This is a genomic window from Protofrankia coriariae (assembly GCF_001017755.1).
GTDB lineage: Bacteria > Actinomycetota > Actinomycetes > Frankiales > Frankiaceae > Protofrankia > Protofrankia coriariae.
Map to the genome: position 1 here is coordinate 20,319 of NZ_JWIO01000007.1, position 20,919 is coordinate 41,237.

The window sequence follows — 20,919 nt, forward strand, 5'->3', positions numbered from 1 at the left end:
GGCTGGCGCCGCCGAACGCGTCCGCCGGCTACCTCGCGCAGGAGCCGCAACGGCGCCCGGGCGAGATCGTGCTGGACTTCCTCGCCCGGCGGACCGGCGTCGCCGCGGCGACCAGCCGGATGGAGGCGGCGACCCGGGCGCTGACCGACGACGAGCCGGGCGCGGCCGACGCCTACGCCGACGCGCTGGAACGCTGGCTGGCGCTCGGCGGCGCCGACTTCGCCGAACGGGCCGACGCGTCCGCCGCCGACCTGGGGCTCGCGATCGACCTGACAGCGCCGATGACCGGGCTCTCCGGCGGTCAGGCCGCCCGGGCCGGGCTCGCCGCCCTGCTGCTCAGCCGGTTCGACGTCTTCCTGCTCGACGAGCCGACCAACGACCTCGACATCGACGGGCTGGAACGGTTGGAGTCGTTCGTGGCCGGGCTGCCGGCCGGGACGGTCGTCGTCAGCCACGACCGCGAGTTCCTCAGCCGGACCGTCACGTCCATCCTGGAGATCGACGCGCACCAGCACCAGATCGCCTTCTACCGGGGTGGCTACGAGTCCTACCTGGAGGAACGCGCCCGCGCCCGCGGCCACGCCCGTGAGGACTACGAACAGTACGCGGCCAGGCGCGACGCGCTGGCCGCCCGCGCCCGCACGCAGCGGGCCTGGATGGACAAAGGCGTCCGCAACGCGCGCCGCAAGGCCGGCGACAACGACAAGATCCGACGGAACCTGCGCGGCGAGACATCGGAGAAACAGGCCGCGAAGGCCCGCCAGACCGAACGGATGATCGAACGTCTGGAGGTGGTCGCCGAGCCCCGCAAGGAGTGGGAGCTGCGGATGACCATCGGCGCGGCGCCACGCTCGGGCGCGGTCGTCGCGACGCTGCGTGACGCGGTCGTCCAGCGCGGCCCCTTCACCCTCGGGCCGGTGAACCTCCACGTCGACTGGGCCGACCGGATCGTGCTCACCGGCCCGAACGGGGCGGGCAAGACGACGCTGCTGGCCGCGCTGCTCGGCCGGGTCCCGCTGACGGCCGGTGCCGCGACGCTGGGCTCGGGTGTGATTGTCGGGGAGGTCGACCAGGCTCGTGGCCTGTTCGCCGGGGCGGATTCCCCGCTCGACGTCCTCGGCCGTTTCCTGCCCGAGATGTCCACCGCCGACGCCCGTACGCTGCTGGCCAAGTTCGCTCTGGGTGCCGACCATGTCGGCCGGGGCGCGGCCACGCTCTCGCCGGGGGAGCGGACCCGGGCCGCGCTCGCGCTCCTGCAGGCACGCGGTGTGAACCTGCTGATCCTCGACGAGCCGACCAACCATCTCGACCTGCCCGCGATCGAGCAGCTCGAGTCGGCGTTGCGCGGCTACCCGGGCACCCTCGTGCTCGTCACCCACGACCGGCGGATGCTCGAGACCGTCGACATCACCCGCCACCTGCATGTAGACGCCGGAAAACTCACCGAACCCGACCACTGAGCCGAGCCTCGAACCGTCGTGGGACGCCGATCGTCGTAGCGGGCACGAACGTCCCGCCCGATCTCTACCGGGCGGTGCGGCGCCAGTCCTGCGCTGTACATGTAGTAACATCCAGTTCATGACAGCGCCGGCTGGCCATGAGCCCACGCGGGTGGGCATGCGTGAGCTCTCCCAGCGGACCGCGCGTGTTCTTGCGCTGGTCCGTGCCGGTGAAACTGTCGAGGTCACCGACCGGGGGCGGACGGTGGCACGTATCGTGCCGGCATCCGATGACCGCTATGAGCAGTTGGTGGCGGCAGGGGCGATCCGCCCTGCCAGGCGTCCGTTCGACTTGGCGCACCTTCCGGAGCCCGGGCCCAACCTCACCGGACGTAGTTCCGACGAATGGCTCGCCGACCTGCGCGGCGAGGGCTGATGGCAGGTCGGGTCTATCTCGACACCTCGGCCGTGGCGAAGCTCTTCGTCGCTGAGAAGGAATCGTCGGATCTGCGGGAGTGGCTGTCGAGCCGGCTGGAGCCACCGACGCTCGTTTCGTCGGCGTTGCTGGGGGTTGAGTTGATCCGGCTGCTCGGCCTGGTGAACCCCGCCATGCGCGACACCGCGAACTCGTTTCTCGCGGCCGACGTCGACATTGTCGAGATCACACCACCAGTGCTCGGTGACGCTGCCGGCGTGCCACCGCCGCGGCTGCGCACTCTGGACGCGATCCATCTCGCCACGGCCCTGGATCTCAGGGACTCACTGGACGTCATGCTCACCTACGACAAGCTCCTCGCCGAAGCGGCGCGTGCCGCCGGGCTGGCCGTGGTATCCCCGGGCGCCGCCTGCTGACCAAGGCGCAACCCGCCAGGAACTTGTGACAAGCATGGATCTGCTGTATCCGGAGCGGTCCGGTGCGGGTCACCGCCCAGGGCGGCGTCGGCCTGGGGACACGTCCTGGCCCTGGCAGGCGACAATGGCGGTCGTGTCCGCTGACGCTTCCGATACGGCTCCTGTGCCTGGTCCCGCCGGCTCCTCCGGTTTTCCTTCCGGTTCCGCCGCGTCTCCCGCTGCCGAATCCTCCGCTGCCGCGCGTCCCGCGGTCGGCACCGCCGATGCCCGCCGGGGGCTGGCGGTGGTCACCGGGGCCAGCAGCGGGATCGGTGCCGCCAGTGCGCGGGCGCTGGTGGACGCGGGTTTCGACGTTCTGCTCGGTGCGCGCCGCGCCGACCGGCTGGCGGCGGTCGCCGCCNGGCTGGCGGCGGTCGCCGCCGACATCGGGCCGGCGGCCCGCAGCCGTCCCCTGGATGTCACCGACGCCGCGTCCGTCCAGGCGTTTGCGGCCGGTGTCACCTCCTGCGAGGTCGTGGTGTGCAACGCCGGCGGCGCGCTCGGGCTGGCTCCGGTGGTGGCGGCGACCGCAGCCGAAGCCGAGGCCGAGGAGGAGCGATGGCGGTGGATGTGGGAGGCCAACGTCGCCGGGGTCGCCCGCACCGTGCGGGCCTTCCTCCCCGCGCTGGTCGCTTCCGGCGACGGCCGCATCGTCGTGATCACCAGCGTCGCCGGCCATCAGGTCTACCCGGGCGGGGGCGGGTACACCGCGGCCAAGCACGCCGCGGCGGCGGTCGTCCAGACGCTGCGGCTGGAACTGCTCGGCCAGCCGGTGCGGATCATCGAGGTCGCCCCGGGCATGGTGGACACCGAGTTCTCCCTCGTCCGCTTCGACGGGGACGCCGAGCGGGCCGCCGCGGTCTACACCGGCACCGTCCCCCTCACCGCCGCCGACGTCGCCGATGCCGTCACCTGGGCGGTCACCCGTCCGTCGCACGTGGCCGTCGCCCGGATAGACCTCTTCCCCCGCGACCAGGCGTCCGCCCGCGACGTCCACCGCCGGCCCTGACGTCACCCTCCGAGGCTCTGGGAAGCCCGGCCGGGCAGGCCGGGGCCCCGGTCGGCACGGCCGAGGGCAGCGGCGTACCGGTCGGGCAACGCGGATCCGTCCCAGAACCGATCGGAGATCCGTGGCCACACGCCGTCGAATCACGGGAACGAGTACGTAAACGGTCGCTGGGGCAACCGCTTGCGTACTCGTTCCGTACCTGACTCCGGGTCAGCGGCGGCTGCNNNNGGCGGCTGCCGTTGGCGGCGGGGTCGCTCGGGGGGATCGTCGAGGGGTCCACGTTCAGCTTCGTCCCGTCCCAGCGGAACGTCACGTCGGCCGTTCCAGCGGACGGGCAACATATCTTGTCCGCGGGTTTGTACAGGTTGTAACGCAGCACGACGGTGGTGTCCCGGGCCGTGGCGACGCGGATACCGGCGCTCGGGTCGGTGAAGTCCGTGCCGATCATCTCGGTGCCGACGAAGAAGAAGCCGAACTGCTGGGGGACGGTCGGGGAGTCCGCCTTCTTGCCGATCAGGACGTTGAGGCTCCGCCCCCGCACGAAGCCAGTGCGGTCGGTCACGGTGAAACCGCGCTCGTTGAGCATGTTCGAGGCCTCGGCAAGGGTGAGCTGCCCGGCTGTCGAGCCCGCCGTCGGCGTGCCGGTGCGCGAGACCCGAGGGGTGGGGGTGGCGCTGCGTGTGCTGCCCGTGCCCGCGGTGGGGCTGCGGCGGGCGGTCGACGTCCGGGCCGAGCTGGTGACCTGCGGATACGACGGTGACACCACGCTGTTCTGCGCGCTGAGCTTGGGGTCCCGCTCGCGCAGGGTCAGCGCGGTGGCCACTCCACCGAGGGTGGCCAGGGCCAGCAGCGCCACCACCACGGTGGCGAGCCGGCCGCGCCGGCGGGACCGCGCGGGGCCGGGCGATACCGGCCCGTACGCCGAGCCGGCGCCCGGGCCGGGACCGTAGCCCGGGCCGTTGTGGGGTGCGCCGGGCGGTGCGTGGTAATGGCTGGCCGGTGTCTGGTCCCACCGCTGCTGGTGGGCCGGTGTGTGCCCGAACTCCGGTGGTGCCGTCTGTTGGTAGGGCGGCTGTTGGTAGGGCTGCTGAGGATAGGACTGCTGGTAGAACGGCTGCTGGTAGGGGTCTGCCGGCGGCCCGGAAGCGACCGGCGGCCCGGCGGGCGCCGAGGTGGGCGGGGGCGTCAGTGACCACCAGCGGGCCAGGGCGGTCTCGGTCGCCCGGACGGATTCGCCCGCGTCGGCGACGTCGTGCCCGACAAGCCGGGCGACGAGGTGCGCGGCGGTCGGGCGCCGCGCCGGGTCCTTGTCGAGCGCCGTGGCCAGCACCGGGGCGAGGTGGGCGGGGACACCGGTCAGGTCGGGCTCAGCGGTCATGATCTGTACGGCGACCGCCTCGGGTCGTTCGCCGGCGAACGGCTGGCGGCCGGTGGCGGCGAAGGCCATGCAGGCGCCCCAGGCGAAGATGTCGGCGCCGGGGCCGGCGCGTTCGCCCCGCAGCTGCTCGGGGGCCATCCAGACGATGGTGCCGATCAGGGTGCCGGTGCGGGTGTGGTTGGTCGAGTCGGCCGCCCGCGCGATCCCGAAGTCGATGACCTTCGGGCCCTCCCAGGTGACCAGGACGTTGGACGGTTTGAGGTCGCGGTGGATCACGCCGGCGGCGTGGATGGCGACCAGGGCGTCGGCGAGCCCGACCGCCAGCCCGTCGAGCAGGTGCCCGGTGAAGGGCCCGCGCCCGGCCACCGCGTCGGTCAGGCTGCGGCCTTCAACGTATTCGGCCGCCATCCACGGGCGCGGGCTGTCGAGGTCGGCGTCGAGGACGGCGGCCACGCTGCCGCCGCGTACCCGCCGGGCGGCCGCCACCTCGGTGCGGAAGCGGCTGCGGAACTCCGGGTCGTCGGCGAGGCCGGGCGAGGGCACCTTGACCGCCGCCGGCTGGCCGTCCGCGCCGAACCCCAGGTAAACGGTGCCCATGCCACCGGCGCCGATCCGGCCCTGAAGCCGATATGGCCCGATCTGTCGCGGATCGTCGCTGGACAGTGGCTGGAGCACGCTTCTCCCCTCGGACGCCGTCCGCCCGCGGGATCGGCGGCTGGCGCACCTGATTCTCCCTGATGCCCGTGACCCGCTGCCGGCGCCGTGCGTCCTATATCGATCATTCGACGTTATCGACGTAGGGCAAAAAATTTTCCCTAGATCTCATGAATTTGATCAAGTAGATTAATGATCTAAGGGTGTCAGCAGAAAGATTTATTCGCCCTTTGGGAGCCCCGCGCGGAAAGGGGAAACAGGATGTCGATCACCCCCACCTCCACCCCCACCCCCNCCCCACCCCCACCTCCAGCGTCACGTCCGGCGCCACCGTCACACCGGCGCCGACGGCCGCGCCCGTCCGGGGACGGGCCGCCGTCACCGGCGCGGCCCCTCCCATGCACACCCACCCAGCCACGCGCGACACGCTCGTCGACGCGTCCGCTGGCGCGGTCACGGGCGCCGCCGCCGATCCGACAGGCACCGCGGGCATGGCGGGCATGGCAAGCACGGCGATCGCGCCGCGCGACGTTCTCGAGGTGCTCGGCCGCCACGTCATCGCCGACGGCTTCGGTATCGTCCTCGACCTCGAGCGCAGCCGCGGGAGCTGGCTCGTGGACGCCCGGGACGGCCGGCGCTACCTGGATCTCTACAGCTTCTTCGCGTCCGCGCCGCTGGGGATCAACCCGCCGGAGCTGACCGGCGACCCCGCCTTCCTCGCCGAGCTCACCGCCGCGGCGGTGAACAAGCCGGCCAACTCCGACATCGCCACCGCCGCCTACGCCGGATTCGTCGAGACGTTCATCCGTGTCCTCGGCGACCCGGAACTGCCGCACCTCTTCTTCGTCGAAGGCGGGGCGCTCGCCGTCGAGAACGCGCTGAAGTGCGCCTTCGACTGGAAGAGCCGGCACAACGCCCAGGCCGGCCGGCCCGCCTCGCTGGGCCGGCGGGTGCTGCACCTGCGGCACGCCTTCCACGGCCGCAGCGGATACACCCTGTCGGTGACCAACACCGACCCGGTCAAGACCGAGCGGTTCCCCGTCTTCGACTGGCCCCGCATCGACTCGCCGGTGGTCAGGTTCCCGCTGGACGCGCGTGGCCTGGCCGACCTCGCCGAGGCCGAGGCGGCCGCGCTGGCCCAGGCCGAGGCCGCGTTCGCCCGCCATCCCCACGACATCGCCTGCTTCCTGGCCGAGCCGATCCAGAGCGAGGGCGGCGACAACCACCTGCGGGCCGAGTTCCTCGCGGCGATGGAGCGCCTCTGCCACGTCCACGACGCGTTGTTCGTCCTCGACGAGGTGCAGACCGGGGTGGGGATGACCGGTTCGGCCTGGGCCTACCAGCAACTGGGCCTGCGTCCGGACGTCGTCGCGTTCGGCAAGAAGGTGCAGCTCGGCGGGGTGATGGCCGGCCGGCGGGTGGACGAGGTGGCCGACAACGTCTTCCGGGTGCCAGGGCGGATCAACTCGACCTGGGGTGGCGGCCTGGTCGACATGGTCCGGTCCCGGCGCATGCTCGAGGTGATGGCGGCCGACGGACTGTTCGCCCGCGCTGGCGAGCTCGGTCGTGACCTGCTCGCAGCCCTGGGCGAGCTCGCCGGGAAGTATCCGTCGCTGGTGTCGAACCCGCGTGGGCGCGGGCTGCTGTGCGCGATCGACCTCCCCTCGGCACGGTGCCGGGACGACGTGGTCCGCCGGTTGCGCACCGAGGAGAGCGTGCTGGTGCTGCCCGCGGGCGCCCGCGCACTGCGTTTCCGGCCGGCGCTGACCGTCTCCGCGGCCGAGCTGGAGCTCGGCGTGGCCGCCCTGGACCGGATCCTCGCCCGCGTCCCGACTCTATGATCGGATCCCGACCGGATGACCGGATGACCGGATGACCGGATTCGGGGTTGGGTGGCCCGGGCCGCTCCGGATGATCGACTGCATGGTCCGTCAGATGATCGACTGGATGGTGAGGTCGTCGACATGAAGATCCCTCAGGCGCCGCCCCGCCCGGCCGTCCCGCCACGCCGGGTGGAGCTACTGATCGGTGACGGGGCCGGGCACACCAGCCGGCGGCCGGCGGCGGCCCNGGCCCGGGCCGTGACCCGCTCGACGAATCCGGCTCACCTCGACGAGGTGGTCGCCGAGGTGAGCCTCGCCGGCCCCGCCGACCTGCTGGACGCCTGCGCCGCCGCGCGGGCGGCGGCACCGGGCTGGGCGGACGTGCCCGCGCCGGTCCGCGGCAGCGTCATCGCGAACCTTGGGCACCTCGTCGAGGCCAACGCCGAGGCGCTGGCCCGCCTGGTGACGCGCGAGGTCGGCAAGCCGCTGGCCGAGGCCCGCGGCGAGGTGCAGGAGGTCGTCGACACCTGCCGCTTCTTCCTCGGGGAGGGCCGGCGCCTCTACGGCGAGACCGTGCCGTCGGAGATGCCCGACAAGCAGCTGTTCACCTTCCGGGAACCGGTCGGCGTCATGGTGGTGATCACCGCCGGGAACTTCCCGGTGGCGGTGCCGTCCTGGTACATCGTGCCGGCGCTGCTGTGCGGCAACACCGTCGTGTGGAAGCCGGCGGTCTACGCGGCCGCGTGCGCGCAGGCGTTCACCGAGCTGATCCTGCGCGCCGGGGTGCCCCACGGCGCGGTCGGGCTCGTGCCGGCCGAGGGCGTGGAGACATTCACCGGCCTGGAGCGCGCCCTGGACGCCGGGCTCGTCGACAAGGTCGGTTTCACCGGGTCGACCGAGGTCGGGCGGATGATCGGCGAGCTGTGCGGCCGGCACCTGCAGACCCCCTGCCTGGAGCTGGGCGGGAAGAACCCGATGGTCGTCGCGCCCGACGCCGATCTCGACGCGGCGGTCGCCGGCGCGGTGTTCTCCGGGTTCGCCACCGCCGGGCAGCGGTGCACCTCGCTGGGGACGGCGATCGTGCACGAGTCCGTGCACGGGGAGTTCCTGCGCCGGCTGGTGGCCGCGGTCGAGGACGCGCGCATCGGCGACCCGGTCACCGACGTCCTGTACGGGCCCCTGCTCGACCTGCGGTTCGCCGCCGGTTTCGAGCACACCCTCGGCCTGATCCGCGACCACCACCGGGTCGCGGGCTCCTCGGCGGTCGGGCGGGTGGACGCGGCCCGTCCGCGCCGCGGCTTCGTGGGCGACCCCGATGACGGGCTGTACTACCACCCGGTGATCCTCGACGGTGTCCGGCCCGACGACGAGGTGTTCCGGGAGGAGACGTTCGGCCCGGTCATCGGGGTGACGACCTACCGGGATCTCGACGAGGCGGTTCAGCTCGCGAACGCCCCCGGCTACGGCCTGTCCTCGTCGATCTACACGAACGACCCGCGGACGGTCTTCCGGTTCCGCCGGGGGATCGGTGCCGGCATGGTCAGCGTGAACAACTCGACGTCCGGCGCCGAGGCACACCTGCCCTTCGGGGGCAACGGCCGCTCCGGCAACGGCTCCCGCCAGTCCGGCCGCTGGGTGCTCGACCAGGTCACCCGTTGGCAGGCGGTCAACTGGGACTATTCCGGCCACCTGCAGAAGGCCCAGATGGACACCGCCGTCCTCGCTGCCGACCTCACCTTCCGCCTGCCGCCCGGTTAGGACGTCGGTCGGCCTGCCATCCGTCCGCGCCGCCTCCCGCCGACTGGCCGGCCGGCGGCGTGGCGCTGGCTCGTGCGGTCAGCGTGCCCAGCGGGGGAGCAGCGCGGTGAGGTCGAGATCGACCGGGAACGGTTCGGTGACGGTGAGCCGCTGCCCGCTGCCGGTCGCCACATAGGCGCCGCCGGGGCCGGGCTGGTAGGTCGTCACACGGGGTGGCGCCGGCTCGATCCGCCAGTAGTGCGGGATGCCGAACCGGGCGTAGAGCGCGGGTTTGGTGGTGCGGTCCTCGACATGGTTGCCGGGTGACTCGATCTCGATCGCGACGACGACCTCGGCGGGGGAGAACCAGTGCCGGGCGGGCTCGTCGCTGCGTATCACCATCAGGTCGGGGACGCGGGTGAGCTGCCGGCCGAACCGGATGTCCACGGCCATCGCCAGCGCGAACGGCTCCGGCGTGACGTCCTCGAGCGCGGCGAAGAGCCGGGCGCGCAGCGCCTGGTGCAGGTTGGACGGAGACGGCGACACACTGAGCGCTCCGCCGGTCAGTTCGTACCGATGGTTGCTGACCGGCAGCTCGTCGAGGTCGTCGGTGGTCCAGCTACCCGGAGGAATCGCGATCAGCGGCTCGCTCATCGGTGAGTCCTCCCATCCGTTTCGGTAGTTCAACTCTGTCCGCGGCGGGTTTGGTCATCTACGGCGGGTTCACGGTGTGTAAAGAGCGTGTATCGCTCGCGCCGCAGCCCCATGCATGATTATTCTCACTCAAGAGCCATGTATCATCCTGGATAATGGTTCGATATCTTTTGTAACCGACTGTCGGTGGAATACCGACATGTCTGGTGTGTCACCATGTCTGTCGCGTCACCATGGTCGGCCGGTTCCACATGTTGGTTACGGCCAGGGAGGGGAGCATTGTCAGTGGCCGAGCATGATGAAGTGGTTCAGTCGGAGTCGCTGTGGCCGAGCCAGCGGGCGTCCGAAGAGGACGCCAACGACGGTTCGGACGCCGCGGCCGAGCCGTGGCGAATCCCGCGTTCGGTCGCGAACCCCACCCGGCTGAGGCTCGGAGTACCGCGGCAGTCGGACGCGGCCAGCATCTCCAGCAGCGCCTGAGCCCGTGGCGACGCCTGCCGTCTGACGGCGCGGGAGGCGCGCGTCCGGCGGATTGTTCCGGCCCTGCCGTTCCAACCCTGTCCGGGGCTGTCCGCCTCGGATGACCGGCCTGTCATCACACCGGGCCGGGTGGTTCTACGCAGGTCGTACCAGGCGAAAGCCATACCAGACAGGCAGGTGGGTACGAAGGCAGGTAGTCGTACGACACGTCAGGCCGTATGACATGACATGGCACGGGCCGTGGCACCGACTTGTTCGGTGCCACGGCCCGTGCCGCTGTCCGGGTAGTCCGGCCGGCCTGTTTATTCGGTTGATGTCGTGGTGGACGTCGAGCCCTGCGGCCCACCGGACCGGCGTCCTGCCCGGCGGGACTGGTCGGAGCCGCGATGGGATGAACCACCGCGGCCGGCGGGCGTCCCCCACTGCTGTCTGTCCAGGTTCCTGTCCGAGCCCCGGCGTGGGCCGGCGTGCGACGAGCGCGCCTGCGCCGGCACCCGGATCCCGGAGGGCTGTCGGGTGGCGCCCGAGCGGGGCGATGTGCTGCGCGGCTGCGGGGGGATCCGGGGGGCGGGCGGCCCGGCGAGGCGCGTCACCACCTCGTCGTCGGCGTCCGCCGGTTCGGGCTGCGCGTCGCTGCCGGCGGCTCGCAGCAGCGCGCGCACCAGCCCGCGCTCCTCGGGGAGCGAGACGAGCACGTCGGCACCATGAGCCCCCGCCCGTGCGGTACGGCCACCCCGGTGCTGGTAGGTCTTGGGGTCGCTCGGCAGCCCCGCGTGCACGACGATGTCGACCCCGTCGACGTGGATACCGCGGGCGGCCACGTCTGTGGCGACGAGAACACGGTGCGCGCCTTCGGCGAACCCTGCGAGCGCGCGGCTGCGGGCGTTCTGCGCCATGCCGCCGTGCAGCGGCTGGGCCGGCACACCGGAGCGGGTGAGCTGTTCGGCGAGCCGGTCGGCGCCGCGCTGGGTGCGGGCGAACACCAGGGTCCGTCCGGAGCCGCCGGCCAGGGCGGTCACCAGCCGGGTGTGAGCGGCGGGATCGGCGGCCTCAAGCGCGTGCCGGGACAGGGTGGAGACCTGCGCGGTCTCCGAGTCGATGGCGACGAGCACCGGGTTGGGCAGGTACTGGCGGACGAGTACCTCCACCTCGCGGTCGAGGGTCGCGGAGAACAGCAGCCGCTGGCCGCCGGCGGGGGTGGCGTCCAACAGCGCCCGCACGGCCGGCAGGAAGCCGAGGTCACACATGTAGTCGGCCTCGTCCAACACGGTGATCGCGATCTCCTCCAGGGAGCAGGCGCCGCGCTCGATCAGGTCGGTGAGACGACCGGGGGTGGCGATGACGATGTGCACACCGCGCCGCAGCGAACCGATCTGCCGGGAGATCGACGTCCCGCCGTACACCGCGCGCAGGCGCAGGCCCAACGGCCTGGACAGCGGGTCGAGGGCGTCGTGGACCTGCTGGGCGAGCTCCCTGGTGGGGACGAGGATCAGGCCGCGGGGGCGCCCCGGGGCGACCGCGCGGTTCTTCGCCAGCTCGGCGAGCATCGGCAGGCCGAACCCGAGGGTCTTGCCGGAGCCGGTGCTCGCCCGGCCGAGCACGTTCTCGCCGGCGAGAACGTCGGGCAGGGTCGCGGCCTGCACCGGGAACGGTGCGCTGATCCCCTGCCGGGCGAGGGCGGAGACGAGGGGGGCGGGCAGGCCCGCGTCCGCGAAGGAGCTGGCCGCCGGCCGCGGCTGACGAGTCGGCAGCGCTGGCTGCGCGGGCGCGGCAGATCGGTTCGGTCCGTTCTGCTTGCCACCCGAACGGGGGCCGCCGCGGCCGCGATGAGCGGCGCCTCGGGCGGGCCGGGGGCGGCGGCGGGCAGGGGAGGGCTGAGTGTCACCGTGCTGAGACAGGGTTCTTCCGTCCGTCGTTGTCGAGGTCGCCGGGGGAAACCACGGCGATCGTGTGGCAGCAGTCGTGTGTCCGCTTCGGGCCGCGTCACCAGAGCATGAACGGGTGCTCTCGCTACCGGAGCGCACACCGATCTGCTGTCACACGGACCTCTGACGTGTGGCTGGAAAACCACATGTCATGGACGGCTCGTGGCCGCCAACGGTCTCAGAGTACACCGATCACGACCGCCGGTGCTAAGGGCGGCACGCCCACCAGGGGTGAGACGTCGCGCACCCCGGCGTGGCAGGGAGACGACACCGTGCGTCATGGTCACTGTGGGCCGGCAGCGGCAGGTGCGGGCCGATCGCCACAGTCAGTGACAGAGAGTTAATGGCAGCGGGTTGGCGACGGGGCCGCCGGAGGGGTTGTCAGGACCAGCGGGGCCTCGGAGGGGAGGTCACAGCAGCAGGTTGGTCAACAGGTGGATGACCAGACCGGCGAGCGCGCCCACCACCGTGCCGTTGATGCGAATGTACTGCAGGTCGCGGCCCACGTGCAGTTCGACCTTGACCGCGGTCTCGGTCGGCTCCCAGTTCGCGACCGTATCGGAGATCACCGTGGAGATGTCGGAGCGATACCGCCGAACGAGCCACGCGACGGCCTCGGTGGCGGCGGTGTCGACGCCAGCCCGCAGGTGGGGGTCGGTGACCAGCCGCCCGCCGAGCGCCTGCAGCTCGTCGGTGATCCTGGTCCGCAGCGCGCTGTCGGGATCGCCGGCGACGTCGGTCAGGATGGATCTGGTGGCGTTCCACATCGCCGCGACCGCCTGGTGGATCTCGGGATGGTCACGGATGCGCTCCTTGAACTTCTCCACCCGTTCGGCGGTGTCCGGGTCGGTGCGCAGCTGCTCGCCGAACCGGGCGAGGAAGTCGTCCAGGGCCCTGCGCAGCAGGTGGTCGGGATCCGTGCGGACCTCGGCGGCGAACCGCAGCGCCTCCTCGTACGCCCGGGCGGCGATCACGTCGTCCAGGAACCTCGGCGACCACGACGGCGCCTGGTCGGCGACGATCCGCATCACCGTGTCGGGGTTGTTGCGCAGCCAGGTCTCCGCCTGGACGGCGATCACGTCGACGAGCCGGTGGTGCAGGCCACCGGCGGCGATCCGGCCGAGCGCCGTGCCCGCGGCCGGCGCCCAGGGACGGTCCATCACCCTGGCGAGGATGGTTTTCTCCATCACCTCCAGCGTCACCTCGTCCCGGATGTTCGAGATCGCCTCGACCAGCCGGTTGGACGCCTCCGCGGTGATCCTCTCGGCGTGGCCGCGGTCGCTGAGCCAGGTGCCGATCTGGACGGCCGCGCCCATGCTCGCGACCTTCTCCCGGATCACCGTGTCGGCCAGGAAGTTCTCGGAGACGAACCGTTCCAGGCTGCGGCCGAGGTCGTCCTTGCGATTGGGAATGATCGCCGTGTGTGGGATGGGCAGGCCCAGCGGCCGGCGGAACAGCGCGGTCACCGCGAACCAGTCGGCGAGCGCTCCCACCGCGCCTGCCTCCGCCGCGGCCCGGACATAGCCCGCCCAGCCAGGCCCGCCACCGGACTCCCAGCGCCAGAACACGACGTAGACGACCACCACGAAGGCCAGCAGTCCGGTCGCGATCGTCCGCATCCGGCGTAGCCCCCGCCGCAGTTCGGCGTCACTGTTCTGGCCGTCCCGGCCGGGTCCGCCACCGTCGCGGCGGGCAGCGTCGCGGGACCGGCCGGGACGTTGTCCGGGTGGTGTGTCCGCAGGCTGTGCCGTATTTCCTGGTTGCGCTGTGTTTTCCGGCTGCGCCGGGGGTGGCGTCGTGGGCATCGTCCTCCACCCAGAGGTGTCTCGCGCCGATGGGAACCGGCGTTGGTCGAATGATCCCGGTCATGACCGCGCGGTTCCGGGCTGTCGGGGTGGCCGGGGCCGGTGATCGTGGCCACCTGCCCGCAGCGCGGCCGACGGCCCCGACCGTTGCCGCAGTGACCAGCCCAGTACGGCGAGGACGCCAAGCAGGGCGCAGTAGGCGCCAATCACCCGCTGTGGGTTCCCGTAAGCGGTCGCGAGCAGTTCTACCCCGAAGCCGACGCCGACGACAGTCGTGGCGACGGCGACAGCGGTGATGGCAGCGACGATCACCACCCCCGGCACGGGAGCCGACACCGGACCCGATACGGGACCCGACGGAAGGAGGGCCGCGGCCGCCGCCGCGTCGGCGCCCCGGCTCGTGTCCGCCGCACCGCCGACGACCCCGTCACCGACCACCGTCCCGCCGTCGCCTGTCCCGCGCTCGGCCGTGCCGCCATCGGCCGTCCCACCGTCGATGTGGCCGCGGCGGATGCGGGTCTTCACGGCATGCCCGACAGCGGGTGCGGTGAGTACGCTGATGATCGCGATGCCGGTGACGAAGCCGACCGGGCCGGTCTGATGAGGGGTGACGACGAACCAGCTCGCGACGGTGAAGACGATCAGGGGTATCCGTGACCTCGGGGCGCTGACCAGGATCGGTGCGAGCAGAAGCAGCAGGTAGTGGCTCCATACGATGGGTGAGGCCACGAGCGCGGCGGCGAGCGTGCCGGCGTAGAGCATCCGTTCGTTCCCGCCGCGTCGCGGGCGCGGCCAGTCGCCGGCCAGCGCGGCCACGACCAGCACGGCCACGGCAACCGCACGCGCGACCCAGGTGGCCACGTCCATGCCGAGACCGGTGTTGACCAGCAGGCCGGTAAGGCTGAGCCCCAGCGGTGCCTCCTCGCGGGCAAGCACCCCCAACATCCCCAGGTAGGTGCGGGTGCCCACCGGGCTGGTCAGCTCCGTGACGGCCAGCAGCAGCCCGACGAAGGCAGCCGCCACCGCGCCCGCCTTCGTCCTGCGGGTCAGTACCAGCCACAGCCACACCGGTGCCAGGAACAGCTTGGCGTAGATGACACCGGCCGCAAGCACACCCGCGGCGACCGGACGGTCACGAAAGTGCCACAGTGCGGCGAGGCCGAGGAACAGAACAGCGTTGAGCGTGCCCATCTGCAGGCCGGTGATGGCGCAGGAGGACATCAGCACCAGCGCGTACGTACGCCGGTCGCGGACGCCGAGCAGCCGGGCGCCGAGGAACAGCGCGCCCACCGACAGCGCGATGAAAACGGTCGCGCCGTGCTCGCCCAGCCATGACAGCGGGACGAAGGCGAAGGCGACAAGGTAGGGATACACGTAGGCGAAGCCCGAGTAGACCTCGGCGGATCCGGGAGGCGGGTAGGGGCCGCGCCCGTCCCCGACGGCCGCGCCCGCGCGCAGGAACACGTCGACGTCGTAGTGGGGAAGCGGGGCGATGTAGACCGTCCACAGCACCGCGACCAGCGCGGCGAGCGGCGCTGCCCGGATCAGGACCGACCATGGCCGGGCACGTCCGCCGCCGACGGCACCGCCGCTGGCACCGCCGACGGTGCTGGCGGCGAGCGCGCCGGCCCGGCTGCTGGTACCGTGCGCTGCTGCCGCCGCCGCCGGCCGGGCCGGTTGTTGGGGCGTACCTGTGAAAGCTGTCAACACGCACGCTCCGCCAACGCCGTACCCGTTTCGACACCCGTTTCGCCAGCGGCCGGGCCGCGTCGGCGGCCGGGCCACGCTGGCACCGCTGGCGCGCCCGGCCCGTTCCCTCCGGGATCCGTGTCACCGACCGACGCACCGTCATGCCGATGAGACCTGCCGCATCGATGTAACACATCGCATCGATACGGCACTGGTCGACGGCGCGGCACGTGTCCATCATGGCCTGTCGCATGCTGACGGCACGGCCGTCCGCCGCTGCGCCCTCCCGGGGCGTGGTGCGCGGCTGACCGGGCGGTGGGGCATCAGCCGGTCGAGCGGGAGTTGGGCGGCGGTTGACCGGAGGCGGGGTGTCAGCCGGTCGGCGTCCGGGTATGGCTGCCAGGGCCGTGAATGTCGGCAGCGAGCAGGCACAGATCGTCTTCCCGGCCGCTGGGGCCGGCGACTTCTGTCAGCAGCCGGTCGCAGAGAGCGTCCAGGCTGAGTGTGTCGGACTGTGCCGCGACCGTTGCCAGGACGGCGAGCCGGTCGGTGATGGAGGCGTCCCGGCGCTCCACCAGGCCGTCGCTGTAGAGCAGCAGGCGGGCTCGGGTCGGCAGCGTGACGGTGTCCTGCCGGTAGGCGAGGTTGTCCACGGCGCCGAGGATCGGGCCGTGGACAACCTCCAGGAAGGCCGGGCAGTCACCGTCGAGGAGCAGCGGCGGCGGGTGGCCCGCGCACGACCAGGTCAGCGTTTTCTCGGCCATGTCGAGGCAGGCGACCACCGCGGTGGCGTAGACCGCCGATTCGCTGGCTGCGAGGTTGGACGACAGCTGGCTGGTGATCATGGCGGGAGGATGGCTGAGCAGCGCGTAGGCGCGCGCCGCGTGCCGCAGTTCGGCCATGACCGTGGCCGCCCGCAGGCCGTGGCCGCCGACGTCTCCCACGATCAGGGTGAGCTCGCCGGTCGGGAGTACCAGCGCGTCGTACCAGTCACCGCCGACGTCGACGTCCCGGCCGGCGGGCAGGTACCGGGCGGTCAGTTCCACACCGGCCAGCTCCGGTAGGCGCTGGGGAAGAATCGCCCGTTGGAGCGCTTCTGACACCGACAGTTGTTTCTCGTACAGGCGTACCCGTTCGAGGGCGTGCGCGCAGTGCCCGGCGAGGGTGGTCAGGAAGGCCCGCTCGTCGGCGTCGAAGACCCGATCGCTCTCCCACAGCAGCACGATCACTCCGATCGGCTGCCCGGAGACGATCAGTGGGATGTGGGCTATCCACGCGACGGCGGCCGCTTCGAGCAGGGACATGGCGTGCGGATAGTCGGCCAGGTGCTCCGCCCGGGAGTCGAAGCGGGCCCGGGCCGTGCGCAGGACGTCCGGGGTGGCCGCGGTTCCCCGTGCGGAGATCAGCTCCAGGAGCCGGCTGATCCGTTCGGACTGGACGGTCGGGGTGACCACCCGTACCCGTCCCTCGTCGCCGACCAGCATGATGATGGCGCAGTCCGCGCCGAGGTCGTCCCAGGCCGATCGGACGATCACGTCCGCGACATCCGGGACGGTCAGGGCCTGGCCGAGCGCGGCGGTCACGTCGAACAGCTGGCGGGCGCGGCCGAGCGCCGACGACAACGACGTGATCAGTGCCGCGCGGTGTGCCTCCGCGCGGCGGCGCTCGTCGACGTTGCGGAAATACGCGGTTATCCCCTCCGGGGAGGGGAACAGCCGGACCTCGAAATGCCCGCCGAAGGCCGCGTAGTCGGCCTCGGACTCCACCGGCAGCTGGGTGTCCAGCGCCTGCAGGTACAGCTTTTCGAACGCCGGCCCCATGAGCGACGGTTCAAGATCCAGAAACTGTTCGCCCACCAGCTCACAGGTGTCACAACCGAGCAGTCGGCTCATGACCGTGTTGACGAACACGAACCGGCTGTCGTTGTCGAATACCACCACGCCGTCACTGACCTGCTGCAGAGCGCGTCCAGCCTGCTCGCGGCCGGCGCGCAGCCCGGTGGTGTCGGTACAGATCCCGGCCACGCGCACCACCCGGCCGGCGTCGTCGCCGACTATCCCGCCGCGGACCTGGAGCCAGACAGGTGAACCGTCCGGGCGCACCACCCGGAACTCCTCGAGAAAGGACTCGCCGGTCGCCAGCACCGTGTCCATCCGCGCCCGCAGGAACGGCAGGTCGCTCGGGTGCACACAGGAGAAGAAGGCCTCGGCCGTCCCGGCGAAGGAACCCAGCTCGACACCGTGCAGGTCGGCGGTGCGCTGATCCCAGCGCAGCCGGTTGGTGGCGACGTCCCACTCCCAGATGCCCACGCCCGCCGTGTCCAGCGCGAGCAGCACGCGTGCCGGCCCGCCGCCGTCGGAGCCGGGCGGCGCCGGCAGGTCGTTCGCATGTCGGTGAAGCCGGGGTCTGTCGTCACCACCCGATCCCACGTCACGCTCCCCACTGACTGTCGGCGTTCCCGCCTGCCGGCGTCGCCGGCCCGGGGCACACCCTGATGACCGACGGCGACAGCTCAGGTGGGGGGGAGCTGGTGGATCGCGACTGGTCCGCGGGGTCTCACGGGTAGGCATCGGCCCGGCTCGACAAGTCAACCACGAGGCATCGTGCCTCGTTACCCGATAGGACAGAACAGTCCATTATCCCGCCGGATTACCGCCAACAGCGATCACAGCCGTGTGGGCGTGCTCACTGCCGCGTGGCGTCCCACCGAGTGTGGATCACCAGCGGGTCACTGTTCGCGGATGCCGATGCGGTTGTGCAGGGCGCGCAGGGGGCGGGGCGCCCACCAGTTCCAGTCGCCGGCCAGGCGCATGAACGCCGGGACGAGGACGGGGCGGACGATCAGGGCGTCGAGGAGGATGGCGAGCCCGGTGCCGAGGCCGAAGAGTTTGATGAACGACACCCCGGAGACCAGGGTCGAGAAGAAGGACACGGCGAGGATGAGCGCGGCGGCGCTGATGATCCGTCCGCTGCGGGACAGACCGGTGATGACGGCCTGCCGCAGCGTGGTGCCGCTGTCGTGCTGTTCGCGGATACGGGCGAGGACGAAGACGGCGTAGTCCATGGACAGCCCGTAGGTGATGCAGAACAGCAGGACGGGGATGGCGACCGGAAGAGGTGCGGGGGTGATGCCGAGCGGGCCGGCGAGATGGCCGTCCTGGAAGATCCAGACCATGGCGCCGAAGACGGCGCTGAGGCTGAGCAGGTTGAACACGAGGGCCTTGAGCGGCAGGACGACGCTGCCGGTGAGCAGGAACAGAACGGTGAAGGTGATGATGGCGATGAGGGCGAGGGCCAGCGGGAGATGGTGGCCGATGGAGCCGGTGATGTCGAGGAGCTGAGCCGCCTGGCCGGTGACGAGAACCCGGTGGTGCTGGGGGACGGGGGCGGCGCGCACGGCGTGGGCGAGGTGGGCACCGGCGGGGGAGTAGGGCTCGGTGCGGCTGAGGATGGAGAACCAGGTGGCGGCGCCGTTGGCGAAGCGGGCGGCGGTGGCCGGGGTGGGTGGGGTACTCAGGCGGCCGGCGGTGTAGGAGCCGGCGGCGCTGTCGACGCGGTCGACACCCGGGATGGCGGACAGCCGGCTGGCGTAGGTGGAGGTGTCGGTGGCGGCGGCGGGGCCGGTGCCCCAGGTGGTGGCGATGATGGCGAGGGCGCCGGTGGCGGGGGCTGCGAAGTCGGCGCGCAGCCGGTCGGCGGTCTGGCGGCTTTCGGCGCTGGTGGGCAGGACACGGTCGTCAGGGACGCCGAAGGTGACGTGCAGGAAGGGGACGCCGAGCAGGAGCAGGACGGCGAGGGTGGGGATGGCGGTGCGGGCGGGGTACCGCCAGGCCACGGCGGCGACCCGGCCGACCGCGCTGAGGCCGCTGGTCTGGCTCCTGGCCCGACTCCTGGTCCGGCCCTTGGTCCGAGTCGAGCGGCGGCGCCAGGGCAGCGGCCAGCGTTCGATCCGGCCCCGCAGCAGGAGCAGCAGGGCCGGCAGGATGATCAACGCCCCAACCAGGGTGATCGCCACGACCGCGACGCCGGCGAAGGCGAACGAGCGCAGGAAGTACTGTGGGAAGACCAGCAGGCAGCACAGGGCCGCGGCGACGGTGGCGGCGCTGAACACGATCGTCCGGCCGGCGCTGCGCATGGTCGCGTCCAGGGCTGCGACGGTGCCGTAGTGGCGTCTGCGTTCCTCGCGGTAACGGGAGATGAACAGCAGGCAGTAGTCGATGGCGAGCCCGAGCCCGAGCGCGGTGGTGAGGTTGACCGCGAACACCGAGACCTCGGTGAGGGTGGCCAGGATTGCGAGCGCGCCGAGCGTCCCGATGATCGACAGAATACCGATGATCAGCGGGATGCCCGCCGCGACCACGGTGCCGAAGACCACCAGCAGCAGGGCGAGAGTGACCGGGATGGCGATGGATTCGGCCCTGGCCAGATCCTTGGTGACCTGCGTGTTGATGTCGTTGTTGATCTGAGTGAGCCCGCCGAGGGAGACGGTGACGCCGTCGGTGGGGCCTTCCGCCCGGGTGAGCAGGTCGTGCAGCCGTCCGGTGTGCTCGGCGCTTTCGTCCTGGTCACCGTCGACATGGGCGACGATCAGGCCGACGTCGCCGGAGCGGCCGCGCAGCTCGGCCACGGGCGTCTCCCAGTAGGAGGCCACCACCTGCAGGCCCGGCTCGCGCCGCAGCGTGGCGGTGACGTCCTGTCCCTTCGTCCGAACCGCCGGCGTCTCGACGCCGGCGGTGGAGCCGATCAGGACGACCAGGTTCGGATCGGCCGAGCCGAACCTGTCCAGGAGGGCCTGCGTGCCGCGGACCGAGTCCGAGCCAGGATCGTCGAATCCGCCGGTCTTCATCCGGCTGACCGCCCCGACGCCGACGATGGCGGCGAGGATCGTCACCACCACCGTGACGAGCAGGATCGTGCGGGGACGGGTGACGATGGCGCGCAGCAGCCGGCTGCGTATCCGCGGGCGTACCCGTGGGTGGACGGCGGGGCCGCGCCCCACGCCTCGCGGCAGGGGGACCCGGGGCCGGTGCCGTCCGGTGGCATGAGGCTCGTGGAGCTGGGATTCCGGCGATGAGCCACCGTGTGGTGGTGACGTCTTCATCGCGGTGAACCATCCTTCCGGTCCGGGCGGAGCGTGTCCTCGGCCCAGCCGGCCGCGACCACAGTACCCAGCGCGCCGCCCGTCATGCTGCCCAGCGCGCTGCCCGGCGCACTGTCACCGGGGCCGGAAATCCGGCCGGTATCGGTGCCACCCGGGTTCTCCCGACTATTCCGATGGTGTTGGTTCCCGAGCCGCGAACGGCTTTGCGCGGTATCGCTGAACTGCCCTCCTGGCTGCTGCGGCAGGCACCGGAAAAGATCTCCGCCGGCCGCTTCCGGAGATGAGGAGGCAAGCTCGACGATCGCGACTTCGTTCACCAGAGTTTTCCCCGACG

Annotated in this window: 15 protein-coding genes; 6 read left to right on the forward strand and 9 right to left on the reverse strand. The window is 71.7% G+C overall.

Annotated features, from left to right (window positions below):
• The first annotated feature begins 68 nt into the window (after window positions 1–68).
• The 4 genes from FrCorBMG51_RS06590 (at window position 69) to FrCorBMG51_RS06605 (ending at window position 3,339) form a co-directional block, all read left to right on the forward strand.
• Complete coding sequence (locus tag FrCorBMG51_RS06590; protein WP_338052700.1) at window positions 69–1,460, forward strand: ATP-binding cassette domain-containing protein; 1,392 nt, start codon at window positions 69–71, stop codon at window positions 1,458–1,460.
• A 118-nt stretch (window positions 1,461–1,578) separates the two neighbouring features.
• A complete protein-coding gene (locus FrCorBMG51_RS06595) occupies window positions 1,579–1,875 on the forward strand; it encodes a type II toxin-antitoxin system Phd/YefM family antitoxin (RefSeq protein WP_052914424.1) in 297 nt (98 codons plus the stop codon).
• Complete coding sequence (locus FrCorBMG51_RS06600) at window positions 1,875–2,291, forward strand: type II toxin-antitoxin system VapC family toxin (protein WP_047222220.1); 417 nt, start codon at window positions 1,875–1,877, stop codon at window positions 2,289–2,291. Before FrCorBMG51_RS06595 ends, FrCorBMG51_RS06600 begins: the two co-directional genes overlap by 1 nt.
• 124 nt (window positions 2,292–2,415) lie before the next feature.
• The gene (locus tag FrCorBMG51_RS06605) at window positions 2,416–3,339 is read left to right on the forward strand and encodes an SDR family NAD(P)-dependent oxidoreductase (RefSeq protein ID WP_086055289.1); all 924 of its coding nucleotides are present in this window, start codon (window positions 2,416–2,418) and stop codon (window positions 3,337–3,339) included.
• Here the strand turns inward: FrCorBMG51_RS06605 and FrCorBMG51_RS06610 are convergent.
• Window positions 3,251–5,392, reverse strand: a complete 2,142-nt coding sequence (locus FrCorBMG51_RS06610; protein ID WP_086055290.1) for a protein kinase domain-containing protein — start codon at window positions 5,390–5,392, stop codon at window positions 3,251–3,253. The two genes, FrCorBMG51_RS06605 and FrCorBMG51_RS06610, sit on opposite strands and share 89 nt — an antisense overlap.
• 470 nt (window positions 5,393–5,862) lie before the next feature.
• Here FrCorBMG51_RS06610 and lat point away from each other — a divergent pair, with 470 nt between their 5' ends.
• Together lat and FrCorBMG51_RS06620 are read left to right on the forward strand one after the other, a co-directional pair.
• Complete coding sequence (lat, locus tag FrCorBMG51_RS06615) at window positions 5,863–7,212, forward strand: L-lysine 6-transaminase (protein ID WP_047222271.1); 1,350 nt, start codon at window positions 5,863–5,865, stop codon at window positions 7,210–7,212.
• Between the two features lie 123 nt (window positions 7,213–7,335).
• On the forward strand, window positions 7,336–8,952 hold the full coding sequence (locus FrCorBMG51_RS06620; protein WP_086055291.1) for an aldehyde dehydrogenase family protein: 1,617 nt from the start codon (window positions 7,336–7,338) through the stop codon (window positions 8,950–8,952).
• Window positions 8,953–9,030: 78 nt separating this feature from the next.
• Here FrCorBMG51_RS06620 and FrCorBMG51_RS06625 read toward each other — a convergent pair whose 3' ends face one another.
• From FrCorBMG51_RS06625 to FrCorBMG51_RS27975, 8 genes are all read right to left on the reverse strand, one after another.
• Window positions 9,031–9,585: a Uma2 family endonuclease gene (locus FrCorBMG51_RS06625; RefSeq protein ID WP_047222221.1), complete on the reverse strand. Its 555-nt coding sequence runs from the start codon at window positions 9,583–9,585 to the stop codon at window positions 9,031–9,033.
• Between the two features lie 308 nt (window positions 9,586–9,893).
• Window positions 9,894–10,229, reverse strand: a complete 336-nt coding sequence (locus FrCorBMG51_RS30730; RefSeq protein WP_157180417.1) for a hypothetical protein — start codon at window positions 10,227–10,229, stop codon at window positions 9,894–9,896.
• Window positions 10,230–10,367: 138 nt separating this feature from the next.
• Entirely contained in the window at window positions 10,368–11,708 is a 1,341-nt protein-coding gene (locus FrCorBMG51_RS06630) for a DEAD/DEAH box helicase (RefSeq protein ID WP_076842669.1), read from the reverse strand.
• A 692-nt stretch (window positions 11,709–12,400) separates the two neighbouring features.
• Entirely contained in the window at window positions 12,401–13,609 is a 1,209-nt protein-coding gene (locus tag FrCorBMG51_RS06635) for a DUF445 domain-containing protein (RefSeq protein ID WP_047222222.1), read from the reverse strand.
• Window positions 13,610–13,855: 246 nt separating this feature from the next.
• Window positions 13,856–15,502, reverse strand: a complete 1,647-nt coding sequence (locus FrCorBMG51_RS29400; protein WP_235433374.1) for a glycosyltransferase family 87 protein — start codon at window positions 15,500–15,502, stop codon at window positions 13,856–13,858.
• Between the two features lie 353 nt (window positions 15,503–15,855).
• Window positions 15,856–17,913: a SpoIIE family protein phosphatase gene (locus FrCorBMG51_RS06645; protein ID WP_052914427.1), complete on the reverse strand. Its 2,058-nt coding sequence runs from the start codon at window positions 17,911–17,913 to the stop codon at window positions 15,856–15,858.
• 299 nt (window positions 17,914–18,212) lie between these two features.
• Window positions 18,213–20,483 (reverse strand): MMPL family transporter, encoded by a 2,271-nt coding sequence (locus FrCorBMG51_RS06650; protein ID WP_235433375.1) that lies wholly within the window; start codon window positions 20,481–20,483, stop codon window positions 18,213–18,215.
• Between the two features lie 98 nt (window positions 20,484–20,581).
• Window positions 20,582–20,902 (reverse strand): hypothetical protein, encoded by a 321-nt coding sequence (locus tag FrCorBMG51_RS27975; protein ID WP_139342187.1) that lies wholly within the window; start codon window positions 20,900–20,902, stop codon window positions 20,582–20,584.
• Window positions 20,903–20,919: the final 17 nt, after the last annotated feature.